This window comes from Vicinamibacterales bacterium, assembly GCA_036504215.1.
Lineage (GTDB): Bacteria > Acidobacteriota > Vicinamibacteria > Vicinamibacterales > Fen-181 > FEN-299.
This window is the reverse complement of sequence record DASXVO010000002.1, coordinates 87853-112096: the sequence shown is the minus strand read 5'-3', so window position 1 is coordinate 112096 and position 24244 is coordinate 87853. Positions and strand designations below refer to the sequence as shown.

Annotated in this window: 21 protein-coding genes; 13 read left to right on the top strand and 8 right to left on the bottom strand. The window is 66.8% G+C overall.

Going from position 1 to position 24244, the window contains the following annotated elements; translation table 11 throughout:
• Nucleotides 1–19: 19 nt before the first annotated feature.
• The 3 genes from VGK32_00625 to VGK32_00615 form a co-directional block, all read right to left on the bottom strand.
• Nucleotides 20–853 carry an HDOD domain-containing protein gene (locus tag VGK32_00625; protein ID HEY3380236.1) on the bottom strand — a complete coding sequence of 278 codons (834 nt, stop codon included), beginning with the start codon at nucleotides 851–853 and terminating at the stop codon, nucleotides 20–22.
• Nucleotides 843–1157, bottom strand: a complete 315-nt coding sequence (locus VGK32_00620; protein HEY3380235.1) for a hypothetical protein — start codon at nucleotides 1155–1157, stop codon at nucleotides 843–845. The genes VGK32_00625 and VGK32_00620 overlap by 11 nt, the downstream gene beginning before the upstream one ends.
• Nucleotides 1158–1435: 278 nt before the next feature.
• Nucleotides 1436–2464, bottom strand: a complete 1029-nt coding sequence (locus VGK32_00615; protein ID HEY3380234.1) for a radical SAM protein — start codon at nucleotides 2462–2464, stop codon at nucleotides 1436–1438.
• Between the two features lie 194 nt (nucleotides 2465–2658).
• On the opposite strand from VGK32_00615, the gene VGK32_00610 reads away from it, so the two are divergent.
• From VGK32_00610 to VGK32_00600, 3 genes are all read left to right on the top strand, one after another.
• Nucleotides 2659–3702, top strand: a complete 1044-nt coding sequence (locus tag VGK32_00610; GenBank protein HEY3380233.1) for a radical SAM protein — start codon at nucleotides 2659–2661, stop codon at nucleotides 3700–3702.
• A gap of 163 nt (nucleotides 3703–3865) precedes the next feature.
• Nucleotides 3866–4360, top strand: coding sequence for a YajQ family cyclic di-GMP-binding protein (locus tag VGK32_00605; GenBank protein HEY3380232.1), 495 nt, complete (start codon nucleotides 3866–3868; stop codon nucleotides 4358–4360).
• A gap of 24 nt (nucleotides 4361–4384) precedes the next feature.
• Nucleotides 4385–4729 (top strand): PilZ domain-containing protein, encoded by a 345-nt coding sequence (locus tag VGK32_00600; protein ID HEY3380231.1) that lies wholly within the window; start codon nucleotides 4385–4387, stop codon nucleotides 4727–4729.
• A gap of 73 nt (nucleotides 4730–4802) precedes the next feature.
• Here the strand turns inward: VGK32_00600 and VGK32_00595 are convergent, their stop codons facing one another.
• Genes VGK32_00595 through VGK32_00585 form a run of 3 tightly spaced genes read right to left on the bottom strand, consistent with a single transcriptional unit; the run spans nucleotide 4803 to nucleotide 10377 of the window.
• Complete coding sequence (locus VGK32_00595) at nucleotides 4803–8159, bottom strand: error-prone DNA polymerase (protein ID HEY3380230.1); 3357 nt, start codon at nucleotides 8157–8159, stop codon at nucleotides 4803–4805.
• 10 nt (nucleotides 8160–8169) lie between these two features.
• A complete protein-coding gene (locus VGK32_00590; protein ID HEY3380229.1) occupies nucleotides 8170–9591 on the bottom strand; it encodes a hypothetical protein in 1422 nt (473 codons plus the stop codon).
• A 30-nt stretch (nucleotides 9592–9621) separates the two neighbouring features.
• A complete protein-coding gene (locus tag VGK32_00585; protein HEY3380228.1) occupies nucleotides 9622–10377 on the bottom strand; it encodes a hypothetical protein in 756 nt (251 codons plus the stop codon).
• 100 nt (nucleotides 10378–10477) lie between these two features.
• On the opposite strand from VGK32_00585, the gene VGK32_00580 reads away from it, so the two are divergent.
• The 7 genes from VGK32_00580 to VGK32_00550 all read left to right on the top strand — a co-directional run bounded on the left by VGK32_00580 (nucleotide 10478) and on the right by VGK32_00550 (nucleotide 17961).
• The gene (locus tag VGK32_00580) at nucleotides 10478–11818 is read left to right on the top strand and encodes an MFS transporter (GenBank protein ID HEY3380227.1); all 1341 of its coding nucleotides are present in this window, start codon (nucleotides 10478–10480) and stop codon (nucleotides 11816–11818) included.
• 167 nt (nucleotides 11819–11985) lie between these two features.
• Nucleotides 11986–12483, top strand: coding sequence for a Rab family GTPase (locus VGK32_00575; protein HEY3380226.1), 498 nt, complete (start codon nucleotides 11986–11988; stop codon nucleotides 12481–12483).
• A 4-nt stretch (nucleotides 12484–12487) separates the two neighbouring features.
• Nucleotides 12488–13312, top strand: coding sequence for a protein phosphatase 2C domain-containing protein (locus VGK32_00570; protein ID HEY3380225.1), 825 nt, complete (start codon nucleotides 12488–12490; stop codon nucleotides 13310–13312).
• A 55-nt stretch (nucleotides 13313–13367) separates the two neighbouring features.
• Nucleotides 13368–13985, top strand: a complete 618-nt coding sequence (locus tag VGK32_00565) for a hypothetical protein (protein HEY3380224.1) — start codon at nucleotides 13368–13370, stop codon at nucleotides 13983–13985.
• Entirely contained in the window at nucleotides 13982–15742 is a 1761-nt protein-coding gene (locus tag VGK32_00560) for an OmpA family protein (protein ID HEY3380223.1), read from the top strand. The genes VGK32_00565 and VGK32_00560 overlap by 4 nt, the downstream gene beginning before the upstream one ends.
• Nucleotides 15743–15805: 63 nt before the next feature.
• Nucleotides 15806–16795, top strand: a complete 990-nt coding sequence (locus VGK32_00555; protein ID HEY3380222.1) for an aldo/keto reductase — start codon at nucleotides 15806–15808, stop codon at nucleotides 16793–16795.
• Between the two features lie 89 nt (nucleotides 16796–16884).
• Nucleotides 16885–17961: a M14 family metallopeptidase gene (locus VGK32_00550; GenBank protein ID HEY3380221.1), complete on the top strand. Its 1077-nt coding sequence runs from the start codon at nucleotides 16885–16887 to the stop codon at nucleotides 17959–17961.
• Nucleotides 17962–18019: 58 nt separating this feature from the next.
• Here the strand turns inward: VGK32_00550 and VGK32_00545 are convergent, their stop codons facing one another.
• Both VGK32_00545 and VGK32_00540 read right to left on the bottom strand, forming a co-directional pair.
• On the bottom strand, nucleotides 18020–18703 hold the full coding sequence (locus VGK32_00545; protein HEY3380220.1) for a methyltransferase domain-containing protein: 684 nt from the start codon (nucleotides 18701–18703) through the stop codon (nucleotides 18020–18022).
• Nucleotides 18704–18717: 14 nt separating this feature from the next.
• On the bottom strand, nucleotides 18718–19338 hold the full coding sequence (locus tag VGK32_00540) for a DNA-3-methyladenine glycosylase (GenBank protein ID HEY3380219.1): 621 nt from the start codon (nucleotides 19336–19338) through the stop codon (nucleotides 18718–18720).
• Nucleotides 19339–19555: 217 nt separating this feature from the next.
• Between VGK32_00540 and VGK32_00535 the strand changes: the two genes are divergently transcribed.
• The 3 genes from VGK32_00535 to VGK32_00525 all read left to right on the top strand — a co-directional run bounded on the left by VGK32_00535 (nucleotide 19556) and on the right by VGK32_00525 (nucleotide 24216).
• Nucleotides 19556–21691, top strand: coding sequence for an FAD-dependent oxidoreductase (locus VGK32_00535; GenBank protein ID HEY3380218.1), 2136 nt, complete (start codon nucleotides 19556–19558; stop codon nucleotides 21689–21691).
• The gene (locus VGK32_00530; GenBank protein ID HEY3380217.1) at nucleotides 21691–22848 is read left to right on the top strand and encodes an FAD-dependent oxidoreductase; all 1158 of its coding nucleotides are present in this window, start codon (nucleotides 21691–21693) and stop codon (nucleotides 22846–22848) included. Before VGK32_00535 ends, VGK32_00530 begins: the two co-directional genes overlap by 1 nt.
• Nucleotides 22849–22935: 87 nt before the next feature.
• Nucleotides 22936–24216, top strand: coding sequence for a 4Fe-4S dicluster domain-containing protein (locus tag VGK32_00525; GenBank protein HEY3380216.1), 1281 nt, complete (start codon nucleotides 22936–22938; stop codon nucleotides 24214–24216).
• The last annotated feature ends 28 nt before the right edge of the window (nucleotides 24217–24244 follow it).

Here is a 24244-nt window from a genome sequence, read left to right as displayed (position 1 = left end):
AGCACCCGCCTCAATCCCGTCATACCGCCAGCATGTCGGAGAGTTCCGAGTCGAGCTGGATGAACACGTCCTCGACATCGGTCATCGTGATCCTGACGAGAGCCCACGCGTCGCGATTGATGGCCGGCACGCGGTTGTCGCCCGGGCTGCCGTAGCCGCGCGCGCGGCACATCACGTCGGCCAGATGAATGATGGCCGTCCGATCGGCGAAATCCCGCGTCCGATGGAACCGCGTGTGGTAGGCAATCGGATAGAAGAGCTTGGCCGGCAAGCCCCACTTCTTGAGCAGCCACATCCCGATCTCGGGATGCGTGGAACCGAGCACCTCGCGTTCGGCCTCGATCTGAAGGCACCCGCGTGCCCGGACGAGGACGCGGATCTCCTGGTGCTCGGCGGGGAAACGCTGCGCGATGACGACCTTGCCGAGGTCGTGGAGCAGACCGGAGACGGCGATTTCCTCCGGGTTCGGGATGCAGAGGCGCTCGGCCAGGGCGTTCGCCACGCGCGCGGTCGCCAGCGAGTGTTCCCACAGGCCCGACAGGTACCGGTTCATCAGCTCGAGGATGTCGAGCACGGATGCGCTCAGCACGAGCGTCTTCACGACGTCGAAGCCGAGCAGCACCATCGCTTGCGTGATGGTCGTGATTGGCGTGCGAAAGCCGTAGAACCCGCTGTTGACCAGCCGGAGCACCTTCGCGGCCAGAACCTGGTCCTTCGAGATCTCGTCGCCCACCATCGCCGCGGAGACCGTCGGGCTGGCCATCATCCGGCGCAGCTTCGTCACGATGTCAGGGATGGTGGACATGTTGCTCATGCCCTCCACCTTCTCCCGGACGTGGGACTTATCCAGCATCACAACCGTCCGTTGCCCCTTGGCGAATGCGGGTGGCGATGATCGCCTGCAGTTCCATCATGAGCGGATCCTGCTCGTGGCCGGTGAAACGATCCGCCAACTCGGCCAACTGGACCTCGACCGATTTCGTGTCGGGTCCCGTGCCTTCCACCGCGATCATGTCGACGCCGAGGTTGACCAGGCGGCTGATGAGATCGGATGTCAGGACAGCACCGGGCTGCATCAGCACCACGCCGCTGTTCGTCGTCACAGCCCGCGCAACCACTTCTCCCGCCTCGACTTCCGTGATTCGTAGCTTCTTCATGTCTCGACCTTCGACCTGGCCTCGAACATATCCTGTCTATATCGTTATCGGCAGAATCACCGCAAACAGAAGGAGCGCACGGCGCAGTTCAGGCCAGGCGTCTCGAGCGGCCTGCGCCTGGGTGCCCGATCGCGACCACTCGTCGGTCCGCGCATTGTCGTGAGTCCAGGGATCGATGACCTGGCCGACGATCCGGCCACCGGGTGGGTCCAGGAATAGGCGAGAAGGCGCCGCGAAATGGGGTCGGACCCCTTCTCAGGTCGTGAGCTGATTGGCGGTCAGCACGCGGCGTTGGCTCTGTCGCCCGGTCCGGAATTGCTGAACGAGAAGAATCCGGTCACGTTCTCGCGCAGCAGCTGGACGAACGGCTTGTCCAGACTCGAGCGGATCGCCACATAGCACTCGTCGCACGTGTTGTGCGCCGTGAACTCGCTGACCATGCGGGCCTGATCATGCAGGTCGTATCGCTTGAACTGCATCGAGCAGGGCTGCAGCTTGCCATCGCACGTGACGACCAGCCACCGCAGGCCGGCCTTGCACCCCGGCGCCCCACCCGTTCGGAAGTACCGCTCGGTCGCGTCGATCGTCGTGATGGAGTTGGTCACCCACCGGCTGTCGATGCGCGTCTTCAGGCGCTCGAGCTCGCCGCCCAGCGTCTCGAGCTGCTCCGGCGTGCGGAGAAAGTAGTCGCGACAACCGGTGCGGCGCGGTGAGTAGGCGCTGTAGTTGATGTTGACGCCCCACTCTTTCGCCTTGTCGGCGGCTGCGTTGATGTACCCCACGTTCTCGGAGGTGATGCAGTTGTTCAGGCAGATGTTGTCGTATCCGAGCTTCGCCACCTTCGGCACGATCTGGCTCAAGTGCTCGTAGAGCCCGGCGTGACCGCGGAACTCGTCGTGGCGCTCGTCAGGAAAGTCGAGGCTCACGCTGAACTGGTCCACTCCCGCCCGGCACAGCTCGACGTACCGCTCCTCGGTCATGAGCGACCAGTTCGACACGAGAATGACGAACGGCAGGCTGTTCGGCTGCTTGATCTGGCGTACGACCTCCGTCAGATCGTCGCGCATCAACGGTTCACCGCCAGATATCTGGACGACGACCGGCTTGAGCACGTTCATGTACTCCCGGTAGTCGGCCGGCTTCATGTCGCGAGAGGTGTCGCGCAGACCTCCATGGTCACAATGCTTGCAGAAACAGGTGCAGGCGTCCGTCACTTCGAACGACACGACGATGGGACGTTCGGCGCGCCAGTTCAGGGAACCCTGGCGGATCACTTGAAGCGACTGCCCGAGCGGAAGCTTGCGCATAGCGGAACGATAGTACCAGACCGCGGCTGAAGGTGCAAGGCGACGATCTTCGTAAGCGCCTTGTAATCAATGGTTTCGAGAACGCCAAGCCATTTCAACCCCGACAGATGCCCGTTCGCCGGCTCCTCGGGACCGTTCGCCTCGATTCAAGCCGGCTCAGCCCGGGTGGAGGGTAAGATCAGTTCGGGACAACCATGAGGCTACTGCGAAAGGCGGCTCGCAACGCGCGAGCCACGCGTGAGTTGGTGCGCGGGCTGGTCGACATCGGCCACCCGCTCCTCGTCCACATCGTCCCGGTCCGTCGGTGCAACATCGACTGCGGCTACTGCAACGAGTACGACAAGGTGTCGTTGCCTGTCCCCATCGAGACGCTCGAGCGCTGGGTGGACAAGCTCGCAGACCTTGGGACGTCGGTCGTGGCGTGCAGCGGCGGTGAGCCGCTGCTACACCCTCACGTCGAGCGGCTGATCGCCGCTGTTCGTACGCGCGGGATGATCGCGGGTCTCATCACCAACGGCTATCTGCTGTCGCCGAAGAAGATCGAGGCGCTCAACGAGGCGGGTCTCGACTACCTGCAGATCAGCATCGACAACGTCGAGCCCGACGCGATGTCGAAGAAGAGCCTCCGGCTGCTCGACCGGAAGCTGCAGTGGTTGAGCCAGTTCGCGGACTTCGACGTCAACATCAACTCGGTCCTGGGCGCCGGCACGCGCAACCCCGACGACGCGCGGACGATCAACGCGCGAGCCCGTGAACTCGGCTTCTCGACGTCCATCGGGATCATCCACGACGGGTCGGGCAGTCTGAAGCCGCTCGGGCCGGCCGAGCGGCTGGTCTGGCAGGACGTGAATCGGACAGTCAACGGCATCCGCCAACTGCTCCAGAACCTCTATACGGGCATTCGCGGTTTCCAGCAGAACCTGGCGGACGGCCTGCCGAACGACTGGCGATGCCGAGCCGGCGCGCGCTATTTCTACGTGTGCGAAGAGGGCCTCGTGCATCTCTGCTCGCAGCAGCGCGGATATCCGGCAATTCCCCTCGAACTCTACAGCCGGGAGCACGCGCGGCGCGAGTTCAACGCGCCGAAGTCGTGCGCGCCGTTCTGCACGGTTGGCTGCGTGCATCGGGTGTCGGCGATGGACTTCTGGAGAAGGCCCCAGCACGGAACCATCCCGCCGATTCCCGAGGTGCGCCCGCGGACGTCGTCGCGTTCGCAGGCTGACCGCGCGACGGCGTAGCGGGGCGGAAGCCGCGTGGGCACCACCAAGCGCACCGTGAACACCCTGTCTCGAGTCCCCCTGAAAGCGACGCCATCCCGATCGAGCGGAGAACGGAACGCCTGCCCCCCGTCCACGAGCGGATCCTGCTGATCAAGCAGGCGGCCGGGTGTAAGATTCCCTCATGCCATCGTTCGATGTGACGTCGAAGGTCGATCTCCAGGAAGTGGACAACGCCACCAACCAGGCGCGGAAAGAGGTCGCCCAGCGCTACGACTTCAAGGGATCGAAAGCGGCCATCGATTTCGACCGGACGGAAGGGACCCTCGTCCTGACGGCCGATGACGAGTTCAAGATGCAGGCGCTGTGGGAAGTGCTCGAAACGCGGCTGGTTCGGCGCAAGGTGCCGCTCAAGAACATGAAGCGGGGCGAAATCGAGCATGGCGCGAACGACACCGTACGGCGAACGGTCACCCTGCAGCAGGGAATCCCGACCGAAGCGGCCCGGGAGATCGTGAAGTTCCTGAAAGACCGCAAGCTGAAGAAGGTCCAGCCGGCGATCCAGGGCGATCAACTGCGGATCTCGTCGCCATCGCGCGACGAACTGCAGGGCGTGATGACACTGCTGCGGGAACAGGATTTCGGTGTGGAACTGCAATTCGGCAACTACCGCGAGTAGCGTGGCCCCCGAAGGAGCCAAGCGATGCCCGAGCGGCGCAAGCTCAAGCGACGACACCTTCTCTACTATCTTCGCGTTCTCAACGCCGAGACTCGCCGGCGGGTCGGCTATCTGGTGGACATCACGTCGGAGGGCGTGATGCTCTTGAGGACCCAACGGATGCGCCCCGGGCGCACCATCAAGATGTCGATGCTCCTTCCCGGCCAGTCGAGAAATGGCGAACGCCTTGAATTCGACGCCACGAGCCTGTGGTGCCGCCGGGACGTCAACTCCGACTTCTGGGATGTGGGATTCCGGGTCGTGAACCTCAACCGGCGCCAGATGGCGGTGCTGGAAACGTTGATCGAGGATCACGGTTTCAACGATTGACGGCGCTCTCCGCGCGATCTGTGTCGAAACTCGGGAATCGTGCTGCAGCGCGGTCGGCCGTCGGTGGCGGTGTCTAGTAGAAGTCCCGCGCCTCCACCTCCACCCGTGGGCCGCCCAGGCCCTCCATCCGCTCGGCGCGGATCGAGGTGACCCCTTCCTGGTTCTGGAGCGTGCCTTCCACCAGCAGGAACGGCTCGTGGATGACAGTCATCCGCTGCTCGGCAAACAGGTCGGGCCGCACGATGATGTTGGCGATGCCCGTTTCATCCTCGATCGTGAGGAATACGAACCCCTTGGCCGTGCCCGGACGTTGACGCGTGATGACGGCACCAGCCACGCGCACGCGCCGGCCGTGCCGCTGACGCGGCAGGTCGGCCGCGCGCAGCGCGCCACGCAAGCTCATCTCCTCGCGGCGCATCGCCATCGGATGCGGACCAATCGTGAGGCCCGTCCCCTCATAGTCGGCCACCACGCGCTCGATCGCCGACATGCCGGGCAGAGGACACGTTCCCTCGCGGTCGTCATCCGACCGGGCGACGTCTCCCTCGAATAGCTCTCCCGCCGGCCGAACCGCCCGTTCGACCTGCCACAGCGCCTCGCGTCGGTTGTGGCCCAACGCGTGAAGCGCGCCGATTTCGGCCAGCACCGACAGTTCCTCGCGGCTGATGCCGATCCGCGCGACCAGATCGTCCACCGACTGGAACCGCGGCACCTCCAACATCCAGTCGTGCGCGCAGTTGTTGCAGAACACCGTGAGGTGTCGCCCCTGCGGCGTCACCTCCAGCATCGACTGATCGTCGCAGCGGCACTTGGGACACCGCAGATCCACGGGCGGGACGCCCGTGCCACTCGGGATCGGAGTGGGACAGGCGTCTCGCCTGTCCGGATGCGGGACGCCCGTGCCACTCGGGACGTGGTGACCGCGGACCTCGGTGCCCGCGATGGCGCGTCCCACGTGTTCTCTCAATCCACTGACGTACCTCAGCCCCAGCCGTACGGCGCCATCGACCTCGACCGTGCAGGACCAGTCGGACTGCTGCACATCCACGGGCGCGAACCGCACGCCGTGCCGCTGCGCATCCTTCACCAGCGTGGCGGGATGGTAGAATCCCATCGGCTGGTTGTTGAGCAGCGCGGCGTAGAACGCCGAGGGGAAATGCGCCTTGAGGTACGTGCTCGCATAGACGAGGAGCGCGAAGCTGGCCGAGTGCGACTCGGGAAAGCCGTACAGCGCGAACGACGAAATCGACAAGATGATGTCCTCGGCCGGCTTGCCGGTAATCCCCTGCCGTGCCATCCCCTCGCGAAGCTGCACCCCGATCTTCTTCATCCGCTGCTCGGACCGCTTGAACCCGAGCGCGCGGCGCAGTTCCTCGGCCTGGCCGCCACTGAATCCGGCCGCCACCATCGCGATGCGCAGCAACTGCTCCTGGAACAGCGGCACGCCCAGCGTGCGCGCGAGGATCGGTTCGAGCGACGGGTGCGGATATTCGACCGGCTCGCGCCCCGCACGCCGGTTCAGATAGGGATGCACCATCTGCCCGACGATCGGCCCCGGCCTGATGAGCGCCACCTCGACGACGATGTCGTAGAAGCGTGCCGGCTTGAGGCGGGGCAACGTCGCCATCTGCGCGCGCGACTCGACCTGGAACACGCCCATCGTGTCCGCGGCCTGCAGCATGCGGTACACCTCCGGGTCGTCCTGCGGCAGGTTCCAGAGGCCCAGCGGTGCCGTGGCGTGGGGACGACGACTGTTGACGAGCTCGAAGGAATCCTGCAGGGCCGCCATCATGCCGAGACCGAGGAGATCGATCTTCACGATCCCCATGTCGGCGCAGTCGTCTTTGTCCCACTGAACGACCACTCGCCCGGGCATGCTGGCGTTCTCGAGCGGCACGACGCTGTCGAGACGCCCCTGGCAGATCACCATGCCGCCGGAGTGCTGGCCCAGGTGGCGCGGCAGATCCTGGACGGCCTGCCAGAGTTCGGAGAAGAGCCGCAGGCGCGGTTCGCCGGCATCGAGGCCAATCGCGTCGAGATGCTTCGCGAGCGTCTCGCCTGCGTCCTTGAACTCGAAATTGTGCATCACCTTTGCGAGCTGGTCGACCTGCGCCGGTTCGATGCCGATGGCCTTCCCCACCTCGCGTGCGGCACTCCGCCCGCGGTACGTGATGACGTTGGCCGTCATCGCCGCACCGTGCTCGCCGTACTTCTCGTAGACGTGCTGGATGACGCGCTCGCGGCGGTCGCCGCTCGGGAGATCGAGGTCGATGTCCGGCCACTCGCCGCGCTCCTCCGAGAGGAACCGCTCGAACAGCAGATCCATCCCGACCGGATCGACAGCCGTGATGCCGAGACTGTAACAGACAGCGCTGTTGGCGGCCGAGCCCCGGCCCTGGACGAGAATCCCCTGCTGCCGGCAGAAGTTCACGATGTCCCAGACAATCAGGAAGTAGCCGGCGAGGTTCAGCTTCTCGATGAGCGCCAGCTCGCGGGCGATCTGCGCGCGCGCCTTGTCGTGATACGGCCGGTACCGCTCCCGCGCGCCGACTTCCGTCATCTTCCGCAGGAACGACGCCATCGTCTCGCCGACCGGCACGGGATATTCCGGGAAGCGGTACCCGAGGTCCGCCATGGTGTAGCGGAGGCGATCGGCCAGCGCCTCGGTGTTCTTCATCGCGTCCGGCACGTCGTGGAACAGCGCGGCCATCTGTTCGCGCGGCTTCAGGAATCGTTCGGCGTTGAACGCCAGCTTCCGCCCCGCCGCCGCCAGCGTCGTCTTGTGGCGGATGCAGGTAAGGACGTCGTGGAGCGGGCGATCCGCGGGCGTCGCGAACCGGACGCCGTTGCTGGCGACCACCGGCACGTGAAACGCGGAAGCCAGCGCGAGCAACGCCTGGTTGTCGGCCTCCTCGTCCCTGATCAAATGCCGCTGCATCTCGATGTACACCTGCGACCGGCCGAACAGGCGCACGAGGCGATCGACCAGGCCGCCGACGCCATGTCGCCCGCCGCAGAGCGCCTCACGTCCGACGAGCGCCACCAGGCCGGCCGTCTGCCCCTCGAACTCTTCGAGCGACAGCGCCCCCTCCCCTTTCGGCGATCGCAGCTTCATCCGCGTTACCAGGCGGCAGAGGTTCTGGTAGCCGGCGGCGGATTCGACGAGAACGGGCAGACGGAAGCTGGTGGCGAGTGGATGGTGGGAACCTGACAACTGATCGCTGCTGATGGTCAGTTCCGCCCCAGTGATCGGCCGGATGCCGGCGGCCGCCGCGGCCTTGTGAAAGCGCGGCGCGCCGTAGACGCCGTCGCGGTCGACGAGCGCCAGCGCGGGATAGCCAAGCTCCGCCGCCCGGTCGACGAGCGCCTCGGGCAGCGAGGCGGCCTCGAGAAAGCTGAACGCGGAGCGGCAATGCAGTTCGATGTACACTCCCCAACCCCTAGTCGATCGCCCCGTCGATGAACCAGCGGTCGCGCACGCGATCGCGGTAGATGCGGTAGACGGCTCCATCGCCGAGCGCCACGTCCCACTCGTCACGATTCCACCCTTCGACTCGTCCCGCACCGTCTCCATGGCCTCGCTCAGGGCAGGCTCCTTCGACTCGGCCCGCACCCACCTTCCACCACTCGCCCGAGGTCCGCCACGGACCGGTGGCCTCGTCCACCACCCCGCCTTCGAGACCTCGCCGGTCCGACGAGACGCGCACGGGCCGGCCTTCGTGCACCTGCACACGCGCCGCCACCGGCAGGCGGAACCGGCGCAGCGCCACGCGCGGCACCTCGGCGTCAGACCGCCCCGACACCGCGGGCGGCCACGCGGACGATGGTCTCGGCAATCCCGCCACCGAGAACGGTGTCATCGCAAACGCACCGGGGCGATGAGAATCGACGACGACGGCAGAGCCGACGTGCGAGTCGCCGAGCAACGCCGAGAGCCGCGCGATCAGCGTGGCCATCTTCTCGGGAAACGGGAGCGCGCGCGACAGCAGCGAGAACTGCGTGACGCGCGCGGGAGCCGTCTCGACCCGTATCGTCACGCGGTCCACGCCGCTCCCGAGCGGCTGCGCTTCCAGGTGCAGCAGGATCAGCGTCCGCAGCACCTTCGGATCGCGCATCGGCGCCGGAAGTTGCAGCACGCGCGCCGTCGTCTCGCGCGACGCCAGACGGAAGGTCGCGTGCAGGACAACGGCCGCCTGGTCGAGCACGGCCAGGCGCTCGCAAAGCGGCTCGAACAGCCGCGCGAGCACGAAGGCCAACGGCTCGAGACCTTCGACCGGCCACTCGAGTTCCACCGTCTCCTCGATCGGCGCCTCCGGCTCGCTCGCGACGAGCGGTTCGAGTTCCTCGCCACGCGCCAGGCGCTGCCAGATCATGCCGCCCTGCCCCAGCCGCTCGGACAACGCCGGCCCGGGCAACGACGCCAGTTCGCCCAGCGTCTTCAATCCCCATCTCCGCAGGAGATCGAGGACGGTGGCGAGCCGCTCCTGCGTACCACGCTCCAGTGGATACTGCCGCAACACGCCGAGCGGCAGCGGCGCCAGGACGCGCCGCTCGCCGCCCGCGGGAATGACCGCGACGCCGGCACGGCCGAGCGCCAGCAGCAGGGCTGCCGTGCGCGTGGCGGCAATCGCGATGTGCGGGTGACTGGCGCGGTCAGCCGCCGTCCGGCGCAGTTCCTGGCCTATCTGCGCGGGCGCACCGAGCAGGCGACCCAGGCCGTCGATATCGAGCGTGACGAGACCCGGGCGATGCACCTCGACGCGCGGCGAGAACTCGCGGGCAATCATTTCGACCACGCCGGGATCCGGCGTGGGTTCGAGCAGGCTCGCGCAGAATGGCGGCAGGAACAGGCACGCAAACATCACGCCCTCTATCAGCCCGTCTATGGGCTGCTATGCCCTGAATCGCAGATCGACCGCCGCCTCTTCCGGTTCGCAGGCGCGGACGATGCGGGCGGAAAGTTCGAACCCGAGGAACAGCCGCTCGTTCCACTCGCGGGTGGCGTCGCGGCGACGCTCACCATGCGAAAGCTGGATGCTGACGCCATCCGCACTTCTCGTCGTCGGCACCGGGGCGATGACCAGACAGGCGGTGCGGCTGCCTTCGACGACGCGCTGCAGGCGGAACCACGTCGTGAACGGCAGGCGACGGATGGCGTCCGCCGGAACGTCCGCCATGTCGAAGACGACGAGGTCGAAGCCTCCGGCCTGCAGCACGAGATTGAGCGCCTTCACGCCGCGGTCGAGCGCGCGCTCGTACACCGGCTGCGCCCGTGTCCGTTCAGGGCCGCGGCTGGAGGCGTCTCCTCTGAGCCAGAGCACCCGATCGAGGAGCACGCCGCACGACGCCGCCGATTCGGGATCGAACATGTCGAGCGGATCGACCAGTGCCACCAGTTCACTGCGGTGTGTGGCCGCCGCCAGCATGGCGGACATCAGGCTGGTGCGCCCCGAGGAACGGACACCAGTCAGTTCCGACACTTGCCCGCGAGGCAACCCTCCGCCGAGGCGGGCGTCGAGCGCGGCCATGCCTGTCGGCAGTATTTGCTGGCTGTCGGGTGTGGCATCCGGTCGTGCGACCGTCCGGTCCAATTTCCGCGCCCGCAGGATGGCTTCGAGGTCGGTGCGCGCCAATGCGCTAGTGGCCATCGGTCCTCATTTCGCTTTTTCTTCTCTAGAGAAAGAATAGCGAAAGCTCGAACCGAAAGCAAGCCCTGCGTGCTACCATGGCTCGTCGCCTTTCGTGCTCATGGCTGAAACCACCGGCGCCGCCGGACCTCTGCCCGTACCTCCCGACGCCGACGCTCCAGCCGGTGGGCCGGCGCTGGCCCAGCCCACCACCCCCGCTCTGCGACGCCTGGCTGCCGCCTTCACCTACCGAGACTTCCGCAATCTCTGGCTGGGCGCGTGCACGTCGAGCATCGGCACGTGGATGCAGAACGTCGCGCAGAACTGGCTCGTGCTGACGATCACCGGGTCGGCGTTCTACCTGGGGCTCGACGCGTTCCTGGGACAGCTGCCGATCATGCTCTTCACGTTGATCGGTGGCGTGGTAGCCGACCGCCGCGACCGGCGACGCGTGTTGCTCACCTCGCAGTACATCCAGATGACGTCGGCGTTCACGCTGGCCGCGCTCGTCTACCTGCAGGTCGTGCACCCCGCGTCGGACGGCGCCGGACGTGCGATCTCGCTGTCGGTCTGGTACGTCCTCTCGCTCTCGTTCATGAACGGCTGCGCGCAGGCGTTCGGAGGTCCGGCGTACCAGTCGCTCGTCCCGTCGCTCATCGAGAAGAAGGACCTGCCGAACGCGATTGCGCTGAACTCCATCCAGTTCAACCTGGCGCGCATCATCGGACCGCTGCTCGCCGGCCTCGCGCTCGCCACACTCGGCACCGTCTTCTGTTTCGCGGTGAACGGTCTCTCGTTCGTGGCTGTCATCATCTCGCTGCTGATGCTGAACATCCCCGAACGGGCGGCACTGCCGCCGCAACCGATGCTGCAACAGCTCCGGGGCGGCTTCTCGTACGTCCGCCACGAGGGTCCGCTGCTCGGCCTCACGCTGGTCGCGTTCGTGACGACGTTCCTCGGGATGCCGGTGATGACGCTGTTGCCGGTCTTCGTCCAGAAGGTCTTCCACCTGGGCGTCGGTGAATACAGTCAGATGATGGCGTTCCAGGGCGCAGGGGCGGTGGCGGGCGCGCTCGTCGTCGCGTGGCTCGGACGCTTTTCGCGGATGGGGACGACGGCGCTCGTCGTCCAGGTGGCGCTGGGCCTGATCATTGCCGCGTTCTCGTTCTCGCGCGTGCCGGCGCTCAGCTACGGCCTGCTCTTCCTCGCGGGCGCCGGGCAGATCATGGTCTTCTCGCTCGCCAACTCGCTGGTGCAACTCGTCGTTCCCAACGAGATGCGCGGCCGCGTGATGAGCATCTACATGGTGGCCTTCCGCGGCGGCATGCCTCTCGGCAGCCTGACCGCCGGCTATCTCGCCAACCTCACCTCGGCACCGACGGTGCTGGCGATCGACGGCTTTGCCATGACGATCGCCGCGCTGTTCGTCCTCGCCACCTACAAGAAGCTCAGGGCGATCTAGCGAAGCGTCGCCTCAAACCGCCGAACTCGCTTCGCCAGCCCACGGTGTTTCTGGAACCAGGAGTGGGACCCGAGAAGTGAGAATCGAGAGGTGATGCGATTTTCCGCCTCTGGATCACCTCCGACCCAGCAGTGCTAAGATACGCCCACACACAAGTGGAGAGGGCCGTGATCCAGAAGAAGGTCTGCATGGTCGGCGTCTTCGGAACCGGCAAGACCAGCCTCGTGCAGCAGTTCGTCCACTCGAAATTCTCGGAGAAGTACCACTCGACCGTCGGTGTGAAGGTCGATCGCAAGGAGGTCGCGGTCGGCGGCGACCAGGTGAACCTCCTGCTCTGGGATCTCGCCGGACAGGACAAGTTCCAGAACGTCCAGGCCAGCTATCTGCGCGGTTCCTCGGGGATCTTCTTCGTCGTCGACGGGACGCGGCGGGAGACGCTGGCGGAGCAGTCGAGCCTGCAAACGCTGGTCGAGCAGTGCGTGGGCGCCGTGCCCGTGGTGATCGCCGTCAACAAGGCCGACCTGGAGGCCCAGTGGCAGATCGGCGACGGCGAACTCTCCGCTTTCTACGGCGAGCGGCGCCTCGTCCTGAAGACGAGCGCCAAAACAGGTGTCGGGGTCAACGAGGCGTTTCTCTGGCTCGCTGGCCAGATGCTGAGAGGTTGACTGGGTGATCATCGACATCTTCGGAACCACGCACCGGGGGAAGGTGCGTGCGCAGAACGAAGACCAGTTCTTCGTCGCGTCGCTGCACCGATCGATGCGCGTGCAACAGACGAGCCTCGAGGATCTGAGAGCGTTCGCGAGTCTTCACGACTCGTCTGCGCACCTGCTCGTCGTCGCCGACGGTGTGGGCGGCGCCGCCGGGGGGAAGCAGGCCAGCGGCACGGCGGTGGAGGCGCTCGCGAAGCACATCGGCGAGACGGTCGGCTGCTGCTACGACTTCGACGTGGACACGGAGCACGAATTCCTCGCCCAGCTCCAGGCAGCCGTCGAGCGAGCGCACCAGCAGGTCCGCCAGCGGCTCGCTTCCGAAGGGCGCAATCCGGCCACGACGCTGACGATGGCGGCGCTGATGTGGCCGCGCGCTTACGTGGTCCATGTCGGGGACAGCCGCGCCTACTATCTCCGCGACGGGCAACTCCGCCAGATCACCCGCGACCAGACCGCCTACGAGCAGCTCGTGGACCAGGGGGTCATCAAGGAGGATCGGGCGCCGGAATCGGGGCGGCGGCACATGCTGAAAGACGTCCTGACGAGCGCGGTCGGCAGCGAGATCGAGCCGTCGGTCGGGCTGGTCGATCTACAGGCCGATGACGTCCTCCTGCTGTGCACCGATGGCCTGACCAAGCACGTGCCCGATAGCGACATCACGCACATCCTCGGCGCGGGCGGCAGGGCGGAGGAGTCGTGCCGGCGCCTCCTCGATCTGACGCTCGAGCGCGGCGCCAGCGACAACGTCACGATGGTCGTGGGCCGGTTTACAGCCCCGTGATGGTGGCGTCGCACGTGTTCCCGGCTCCGGCAACGGCGAGAGAGGAGCGGCCTCGATGGACAAGACGCAGAACAAGACGGCAGGCGACAAGGGAACGACCGAGCGACCTCCGGCCATGGCGCGCGAAGGCGGCACCGAGGTGCTCGGCAGCGGCAACCTCGATCAGGTCAGAGAGATCCTCTTCGGGGCCCAGAGCCGGGGCATGGACAAACGGCTCGCGAGGCTGGAAGAAGAGATGCCCAAGCGGGTGACCGAGCTTCGCGAGGAACTCAAGCGCGGCCTCGCGAACCTCGAAGCCTACGCCCGCAACGAGATCGATTCGCTCAACGAGCGGCTGCGCGCCGAGGTCAAGGAGCGCGAGAACGGCGACGGGGAGTCCCTGGCGAAGATCGACGAGGCCGCGAAGAGCCTGCGCAAGGACCTGGTGCAATTCGGCGAGCACTCCACCGCGGCGGAACGCGACCTGCGCCAGCAACTGCTCGCTCAGGCCAACCGACTCGACAACGAGATCCAGCGCCGGGCGGACGACCTGACCGCCGCCCTGCGTCGAGCGGTCGAGGAACTCCGTGACGAAAAGGCCGACCGCAAGGCCGTGGCCGGCATCCTTCACGAGGTGGCGATGCGCCTGGCCGACGAGCTGTCGCTGCCGATCGAGGACGGTGCCAAGCCGTGAGCGAGTCGCCCGGCGCGGACACCGGCTCCGCGGCCGGCGGCGCGAGCCCGCCGGTCGGGTCGGACGAGCTCGAGCAGTTGCGGCAGCTGGTCCTCACCGTTGAGCGGGACAGGCTGGCCCGACTCGAGCATCGCCTCGGCGACCCCGACGTTCGCGCGGCAGAGCTGAGCGCTGTCCTGCCCGAATCCCTCGCCCGGGCCGCCCGCCGCGACAATCGTCTCGGCCTTGCGTTGTCGGCCGTCCTCGACGAAGCCCTCGCCGCGTCCATCAAGAAGAACCGCAGGCAGGTTGCCGCGGCGCTGTCGCCGGCCATGGGGCCGGCTATCCGTCGCGCCATCGCCGAGGCGCTTCGCACCGTCGTGGACTCGTTCAACCAGGTGCTCCAGCACAGCGTCTCGGTCCGGGCGCTGCGTTGGCGGTTCCAGGCGTGGCGGACCGGCAGGCCATTCGCCGAGGTGGTGCTCAGCCACAGCCTCGTGTTTCGCGTCGAGCAGGTCTTCCTCGTCCACCGCAAGACCGGGCTGCTGCTCCAGCACGTCGCCGCCGACACAGGGTTCGGCCTGGACGCAGACCTCGTGTCCGGGATGCTGACCGCGATCCAGGACTTCGTCCGCGATTCGTTCTCGGTCGACGCCGAGCAGGCCGTCGACACGATGCGGGTCGGCGACCTGACGGTGTGGGTCGAGCAGGCGGAGCACGCCTACGTGGCTGCGGTCGTCCGGGGCACTCCGCCCACGGGGCTCCGCGGCGTGCTGCGCGATGCCCTCGAGGTGATCGAACTCGAGCTCGGCCAGGCCTTCGAGGCGTTCTCCGGAGACGCCACACCGTTCGAGGACGCCCGCCACCACCTCGAGGGCTGCCTGCAACTGCAGGTCGCCGGCAGGGGCGAACGAAGCTACTGGCTCGCGCCCGCGGTGGTGGGGGCGGTCGTCCTGCTGCTCGTCGCCATCTGGCTCGCGATCTCGCTGCGCGCGGGCCGGCGCTGGGACGCCTACCTCGCCCGGCTGGACCGAGAGCCTGGTGTCCTCGTGGTCAGCGAGCACGGAGGAGTGCGGCGGTCGTCGATCGCGGGGTTCGTGGATCCGTACGCGGCCGATCCGGTCGCGCTTCTCGCCGACTGCGGTCTTGACGCAACCCGCGTCTCGAGCCGTTGGGAACGGTACGTGTCACAAGAGCCTTCGATTGTCCAGGCGCGGGCACGCGCGGTTTTGCAGGCGCCGGCATCGGTGACCCTTGCCCTGTCCGGCGGCATGCTGTCTGCGCGCGGGTCGGCACCTCATCGCTGGATCGCGGCGGCCGGCGAGCGCGCCGTGACGATTCCCGGCGTGCTCGGATTCGACGCCAGTCGACTGGGGGACGAGGGGCTCGCCGCCATCGGCACGGTCCAACGCCGCGTGGAGACGATCGTCCTTCGCTTCGGCGTCGGGACAACCGAACTGCTGCCCGGCGAGGGCGCGACGCTCGACCAGGCGGTCTCGGTACTCCAGGAACTTGCCGCCGTTGTGCTCCAGGCTGGAATCGCCGTCAGGGTGGACGTGATCGGACACACGGACGGAACAGGCTCGGAAGGGATCAACGTGCGGCTCTCCCTGGCGCGGGCCGAACGGGTGCAATCGGCGCTGGAGGCCAGGGGACTGCGCGGCCTCAGGCCGGCGACGCAGGGGGTCGGCGCCAGTCAGCCGCTCCGCTCCGAGATGAGCGATGACGACAGGACCTACAACCGCTCCGTCACGTTCCGCGTGACCGTCCAGCAGTGATCTCTTTCATCCTTTCCTCCTCGCTATTTCCTTCCCGCTGTCCGTGTGGGCCATAATCTCGCCATGGAATACCGCCTTCTCGGCCGAACTGGCGTGCGTGTGTCGCCGCTCACTCTGGGCACCTTGAACTTCGGCGGGCCGACGCCAGACGAGGAGGCGGGACGGATCGTGGACGCGGCGCTCGGCGCCGGCATCAACGTGATCGATACGGCGGATACCTATCACGGCGGGCGATCCGAAGAAGTGGTCGGCAGGACGCTCGCGGGGCGACGACATCAGGTGATCCTCGCCACGAAGGTCCACGGCCGGACGGGTGACGGCCCAAACGACGCAGGCAATTCGCGCCACCACATCCTGGAGGCGTGCGACGCGTCACTTCGGCGGCTCGGCACCGACTACATCGACCTCTATCAGATCCATCGACCCAGCCCGGAGATTCCGATCGAGGAGACGCTGGGCGCACTGACCGATTTGGTTCGGGCGGGCAAGGTGCGCTACATCGGATGCTCGACGCATCCGGCCTGGATGGTGATGGAAGCCCTCGCCATGAGCGAGCGTCACGGGTTCGCGCGCTACATGAGCGAGCAGCCACCGTACAACCTGCTCGATCGGCGAATCGAGAACGAATTGCTGCCGCTCGCCATCCGTTACAACCTGGCGATCCTTCCCTGGGCTCCGATCGCGCAGGGCGTGCTCGCCGGACGGTACCCGGCAGCCGGAGCGCTGCCGCCCGACTCGCGCGCGGCCAGGCAGCCGAACAGCATCTACTCCCGGCGGGTCACGCCGGCGGGGATCGCCGCTGGCGGGCAATTCGTGGCCCTGGCGCGCGAGCACGGACTCTCGCCGGGCCAACTCGCCCTGCTCTGGTGCAAGGACCAACCCGGCATCACCTCACCCATCGTCGGCCCGCGAACACGGGCGCAGCTCGAGGACGTGCTGCCGGTGCTGACCATGATGCTGACGGACGCCCAGCGGGACGCCTGCGACACGATCAACCGCCCGGGGCAGGCCGTCGTCAACTTCCACAACACGGCGGGCTGGATGAGAACGTAGGAATTCGCTAGACTTGTGCCCGCTCCCAGCAGAGACAATCAGGCGCTCTCCGGATCGTGGCTGTACCGTTTGGCTCCCGTGGAGGACACATGCGTACGCGTTTCTCGATGTCCGTGTTGTCGATCGCCGTACTCGCGCTCGCGACGAGCGTTGCGGCACAGACTCCGTTCACGATCGGCGGCGTGACCGCGCAGCCGGGAACGAAGGTGTCGGGCGAGCTGACGGTGCCGGCGCGTGGCGCCGACGGCGGGACGACGATTCCCTTCTCGATTCTCAATGGCGCGAAGGCGGGGCCCGTGCTGACGCTGGTGGCCGCCACCCACGGCGCGGAGTATCCGCCGGTCCTCGCACTGCAGCGACTGCGGGCCTCCATCGATCCCAAGGACCTGTCGGGCACCGTCGTCATGGTGCACGTCGCAAACATGCCGGCGTTCCTCGGCCGGGCGATCTACTACACCCCGGGGGACCACAAGAACCTGAACCGTGTCTTCCCGGGCAAGGCCGACGGCACGATCTCGGAACGGATTGCCGACGTCATCACGCGCGAAATCATCGACCACACGCAGTATCTGATCGACCTGCACTGCGGCGATGCGAACGAGTCGCTGCGGCCGTATCTCTACTGGACGATCAACGCGTCGCCGGCCCTCGTCGAGTCGATTCGCCAGTTGACGCTCGCATTCGGCCTCGATCACATTGTGCTCGACAACGGACGTCCGACCGATCCGGCGGCGTCGCTCTATCTCGAGAACACCGCGATCACGCGCGGCAAGGCGGGGATGACGATTGAGTCCGGCGCGATGGGCCAGAGCGACGAGGAGTCGATTCAGCGGATCGAACGGGGCGTGGCGGGCGTGCTGCGCCATCTGAAGATGCGGACCACCGGTCCGGATCCAATCGAGCACCCCGTGTTCCTCGGGCGAAATCTGGTAATCAACAGCCAGCACACGGGCATCTTCTACCCCGCCGTGGAGCGCGGCCACACCGTCGCGGAAGGCGCGTTGATCGGCCGGATCACGGATTTCGCAGGAACGACCGTCGAGGAGATCCGAGCGCCGTTCGCGGGCGAGATCCTCTACGTGATCGGCACGCCGCCAACCACCAAGGGCGAACCGATTGCCTTCCTGGCCGCGGTCGCGACGCCAGCGGAGATGCCCAAGCGGTAGGCTCGCCACGGAGGCACCGGGTCACAGAGGAGCGTCTGCCTTCCCTGTGGCTCGGTGGCTACTTCTGCGCGATGACCACGAGCGCCCCGATCGCGCGGGCGGCGCGCATCTTCTCGGCGTCGCCGTAGTGCGGACCCCGGTAGTCGGGCGCCACCGGCGTCGGATCGGGAATCGTCAGGTGCCTGCACTCCGCAAAGCCGGCCTCGTGGGCCGCGTCGCAATAGTCGAGCGCGCTCCACAGATGCACCGGCACGCTCAGCAGCCCCGCCCAGTGGTGGACGTAGGGGTTCTCCTGGAAGAAATTCATCATCAGGAAGGCCCGGCCGCCGCGCGCGAGGACGCGGTGGACTTCGCGGAGCGAAGCCGTGATATCCGGGTGGTAGTAGAGCGATTCGATCGACAGGCAGTGGGTGAACACGCCGTCATGGAACGGAAACCGCGGACCCGTGAGGACGCGGAAGTTGGCGTTGGGCGGCACCGCCCCGTGGTTGCGCGCCTGGCGGACCATCTCCTCCGACACGTCGAGGCCCACGGCCACCCCGTCCTGGACATGGGCCGCCAGCAGCCGGGTCGCCCACCCGCTGCCGCACCCCAGATCGAGCACACGGCTGTCGGGCCGCAGACGCATCATCCCGATGATCTGCTCGGTCACCGCGAGGTGGCCATCCTTCATCTGCTCGCCGCGCCCTTCGCGTGCCCAGCGATCGAATTCGTTCCGCAGTTGTTCGAGTGACACCGACATAGGACAGCCAAGAGTCAGGAATCGAGAGACGTCCACAGATACCACGACGCGACCGACCGGTAGGGGCGCCATTTCTCACCCAGTCGAAGGACCTGCGCCGCCGACGGGCGTCGGCGCAGACCGTACACCCTTTGTATCGCCCGAAGCAATCCCACATCGTCCACCGGCAGGATGTCTGGCCTCTCGAGCTGGAAGATGAGGATCATCTCCGCGGTCCACCGGCCGATGCCCTTGACCGCCGTGAGCGTGGCCATGACCTCTTCGTCCGGCACGGCATCGAGCTCATCGAGCAGCAGCGTTCCGGCCGCGACGCGTCCGCAGAGGTCCTGCAGGTATCCGGCTTTCTGCCGGCTCAGGCCTACCGCACGGAGTTGTTCCACGGGAACGGCAAGAACGGCTTCGGGGGCTGGAAAGCCAGCATCGGGGAACAGCGCCAGGAACCGCGCGAAGATCGTCGCCGCGGCCTTCACCGACAACTGCTGCGAGACCAGAGCCCGCGCGAGCGCCGCCAGGCGGGGTTCCGACGACCGCTGCGCCAGACCGCAGGCGCCGTGCTTCTCGACGATCGCCGCGAGGACCGGATCGGCCCGCATCAAGTGCCGGCGTGCTTTCGCGTAGTTCACTCCTTCGGGCACGCCCGGGAGTCTAGCACAGCGCCGTCCTCCGTCCTCCTTCCCCTGTGCTATCCTTTCCTTCTGGTGACCGTCGAAACGAGCCCGGTTCCGACCCACCAGGGTCGCCCCCACAGCCGGCCGCCGATGCGTGCGGTCGAGTGTTCCTCCACTGTTCCAGTCGGTGCACTCACGCTCTTCTCCTTCCAGTCATCTCCGAGCGTGGTGAGGAGTCATACCCGTGGCTGATCATCGTATTCATGAGCATCCAATTCTCCCTGTCGCCCAAGCGGCCGACGTGCCGTTTTCGTGGCAGGGGCAGCCGTTCCAGGCGCGGCCCGGCGAGACCATCGCGTCGGCGCTGTTCGCGAACGGCGTCCGGACGTTCGGCCATCATCCCAAGGATGGTGCGCCGCAGGGCATCTTTTGCGCCAATGGCCAGTGTGCCCAGTGCACGGTCGTCGCCAACGGCCTGCCCGTGAAGTCGTGCATGGTCGTCGTTCACCCCGGGATGCAGGTGCAGCCGCTCGACGGCCTGCCCGTCCTTCCCGACGTGACCGGCACGCCTGGCACGCACCCGATCGAGACCGTGGAGGTCGAGTGCCTGATCATCGGCGGCGGCCCGGCCGGCCTGACGGCCGCGATCGAACTCGCGAAGGCGGGCGTGCGGGCGCTGATCGTGGACGACAAGCACCGGCTGGGCGGAAAGCTCGTCCTGCAGACCCACAAGTTCTTCGGATCGATTGAAGCCTGCCATGCGGGCACGCGCGGCATCGACATCGCCACGAAGCTCGAGAACGAGGTCCGCGGCTACGAGAGCATCCGAATCTGGTTGAACTCGACCGTGCTCTCGGTCTTCTCGGACCGCCGCGTTGGCGTCCTCCGCGACAACCAGCAGTACTTCATCGTCCGTCCCGACATTCTGCTCGTCACCGCCGGCGCGCGAGAGAAGTCGCTGGTGTTCCCGGGCAACACGCTGCCGGGCGTCTACGGCGCGGGTGCGTTCCAGACGCTCGTCAACCGCGACATGGTGCGGCCGACCGAGCGCCTGTTCATCATCGGCGGCGGGAACGTCGGCCTGATTGCCGGCTACCACGCGCTGCAGGCGGGCATCGGGGTCGTCGGCCTGTGCGAGGCGCTGCCCGAGTGCGGCGGCTACAAGGTCCACAAGGACAAGCTGGTGCGAATGGGCGTACCGGTCTACACGTCGCACACCATCCTGCGCGCCGAAGGCAAGGACGAGGTCGAGGCCGTCACCATCGCGCAGATTGACAAGAAGTGGAAGCCGATCCCCGGCACCGAGAAGCGCTTCGAGTGCGACACTGTCCTCGTCGCGGTCGGCCTCGATCCGGTGGACGAGTTCCTCCACAAGGCGAACGAGTTCGGTCTTCCGGCGGTCGCAGCGGGCGATTCGGAGGAGATTGCCGAAGCGTCGGCGGCGATGTTCACCGGCCGCATCCGCGGACTCGAAATCGCGAAGCGCCTCGGCCGCGACGTGGGCGAGGTGCCGCCCGAGTGGCATCGCACGGCAGAGGTCCTCAAGTCGCGCCCTGGCATGACCATCACCGAGGACCTGCCGGACACGCGAAGCGGAGTGTTCCCCGTATTTCACTGCGCGCAGGAGATCCCGTGCAATCCCTGCACATCGATCTGCCCGAATCACGCCATCAGGATTGATGGCGACGATGTGATGGGGCTGCCGGAGTTCGTCGGCGACCTGTGCGACGGGTGCGAGAAGTGCGTCGCCATCTGCCCCGGCCTCGCGATCACGCTCATCGATTTCCGAAAGAGCCAGGAGCAGCCGACCGTCGTCATCCCGTACGAATTCTCAGCGAAGCGGATCAAGAAGGGCGACGCGGTCACCGTCCTGGACAGCGAAGGCGCGGTGCTCGGCAACGTCGAGGTCACCCGGGTCCGGGCGCCGCGGGAGGCCGACCGCGCGCTGCTCGTGCGTGTGGCCGCCCCGGCGGACATCGCGACCCGCATCGCGGGCATTCGCGTGCAGGAGCCATGGCAAGCCGAGAACGCCGACCGCTTCGAGCAGTCGATTGGCGACGACGAGATCGTGTGCCGGTGCGAGCGGGTCACGGCGAAGGAGTTGCGCCGCCTGATCCGGACGGGCATCCGCGACATGAACCATCTGAAGGCCGTCACGCGGTGCGGGATGGGCGCGTGCGGCGGCAAGACGTGCCCGAATCTGATCAAGCGCATCTTCCGCGAAGAGGGCGTTCCGGCCGACCAGGTCACCGACCTGACGCGTCGGCCGTTGTTCATGGAGGTCCCGCTCGCCGCCTTTGCAGGCGTGGTGGCTGGCGAGGCTCCGATCAAGGACGTGCCCAAGCGGCACGCAACCGACGCCCACGAAGGAGGCATGTGATGAGCGCGCAGGTCTACGACGCGATTGTCATCGGCGCGGGGAGCGTCGGGCTGCCGACCGCGATGTTTCTCGCCGAAGCCGGGGTGTCCACGCTGGTCATCGACCAGTTCCCGGGCCCGGGCCAGGGCAGCAACAAGGCGGCCATCGGTGGCATCCGCGCGACCCATTCGGCGCCGGGAAAGATCCGAGTGTGCCTCGAGTCGCTGCGCATCTTCTCCACCTGGGAGCAGCGCCACGGCGACGACATCGAGTGGTTCCAGGGCGGGTATCTCTTCGTCGCGTACCGCGAGCAGGAGGAACGCGCACTCAAGGATCTGCTGAAGATCCAGCTGAGCTACGGCCTGAACATCCGGTGGCTCGATCGTGACGACGTCGTCGCGCTCGCCCCGGACATCAACCGCGAGGGGCTGCGCGGCGGCACCTTCTCACCCGAAGACGGATCGGCCTCTCCGATGATGTCGTCGGCGGCCTTCTACCGTCGCGCGGTGGAACTGGGCGTGCAGTTCCGGTTCGGCGAGCGGGTGACGGGCATCATCAAACGCAAGGGCGGAGTCGTTGGCGTCCGCACCGACAAGGGCGGCTACGCGACCGAGACCATCATCAACGCCAGCGGCGCGTGGGCGCGTCCGCTCGCGCAGTCGGTCGGCCTCGACACGCCGGTCGTCCCCGACAGCCACGAGGCCGGCATCACCGAGCCGGTTGCCCGCTTCCTGACGCCGATGCTCGTGGACATCCGGCCGACGGAAGGCGCACGCAACTACTACTTCTACCAGCACAAGCCGGGCGGCGTCGTCTTCTGCATCACGCCGGATCCGCCCGTCGTGGGAACCGACCGGCGCGAGACCTCGGACTTCCTGCCGCAGATCGCGACACGGATGGTCGGCCTGCTGCCGAAGCTCGGCAACATCAAGGTTCGGCGGACGTGGCGTGGCCTGTACCCCATGACCCCGGACGGCTCGCCGATCATCGGCTGGTCGAAGGTTGTCGAGGGCTACGTGCACGCCGAAGGGATGTGCGGCCAGGGCTACATGCTGGGCCCCGGTGTCGGCGCCGTCCTGAGCCGGATGGTCCGCGGCGTCGACTCGGTGGACGACAAGACAATCCTCAACGAACTCCGGGCGGACCGCGAGTTCGGAGGTGAGGAGGCGCTCAAGTAGAAGGCGTCAGGAGTCGGGAGCCAGGGCGCTGTCACTGGCTCCTGGATTCTGGCTCCTGACCTCTGGCTCCTCCCGTGTGGAGACCCCATGTCTCACCAGACCCTCCGCTCGGCGTATCAGGGCCTCTCCGAGCGCCTCAACCGGTTTCCGCAGGGGGCCCCGCCCGCCGATCTGCTGTTCGCCATCTTGAAGATGCTCTTCACGGAGCGCGAGGCCGGTCTCGTCGCGCAACTGCCAATCAGGCCCTTCAGCGCGGCAGACGCCGCGGACCGATGGAAGATGCCCGTCGCGGAGACGCAGCGCGTGCTCGATGCCTTGAGCGATCGGGCGATCCTGCTCGACGTCGAACATCGAAGCGGCGAACGCACCTACGTGCTGCCGCCTCCGATGGCCGGGTTCTTCGAGTTCTCGATGATGAGGGTGCGCGAGGACCTTGACCAGAAGCTGCTGGCCGAACTCCTCTACCAGTACCTGAACGTCGAAGAGGAGTTCATTCGCGATCTGTTCGGCAAGGGACAGACCAGGATGGGACGGGTCTTCGTGAACGAAGGCGCGGTGCCCGCCGATTTGTCACTCCACGTCCTGGACTACGAGCGCGCCAGCGAGGTGGCGAAGACGGCACGGACGATCGGCGTCGGGATCTGCTACTGCCGGCACAAGATGCAGCACGTCGGCCGGGCGTGCGACGCGCCGATGAACATCTGCATGACGTTCAATTCCGTCGCATCGTCGCTGGTCCGACACCGCGTGGCACGGCAAGTGGACGCAGCCGAGTGCCTCGACCTGCTGCAGCAGGCGCGCGACCGGCGCCTGATTCAATTCGGTGAGAACTCGCGCGAGCGCGTCTCGTTCATCTGCAATTGTTGCGGATGCTGCTGCGAGGCGCTGGTCGCGGCCCGGCGGTTCGGATTCCTGCACCCCGTACACACCAGCAATTTCGTGTTGAACGTCGCCGAGTCCGCCTGCAACGGCTGCGGGAAGTGCGTAGATGCCTGCCCAGTGGAGGCACTGGGGCTGGTGTCGGCCAACGATCCGAAGAAGCCCCGCAAGAAGGCGGCACGCCTCGCCGAGGACCTCTGCCTGGGCTGCGGCGTGTGCGTCGGCACGTGCCCTGAAAGCAGCCTGCGCCTGAAGCCGCGCCCGACGCGTGTGATCACTCCGGTGACGTCCACACATCGGGTGGTGCTCCAGGCGATCGAACGCGGCATGCTGCAGGATCTCATCTTCGACAACCGCGCGCTGCTGAGCCACCGTGCGATGGCGGCCATTCTCGGCGCCATCCTTCGACTGCCGCCTGTGAAGCGCGCGCTGGCGAGCCAACAGGTACGGTCGCGCTATCTCGAATCACTCCTGTCCCGGGTTGCCTGACCGCGGATTGTGAATCGCCTGCCGCGAT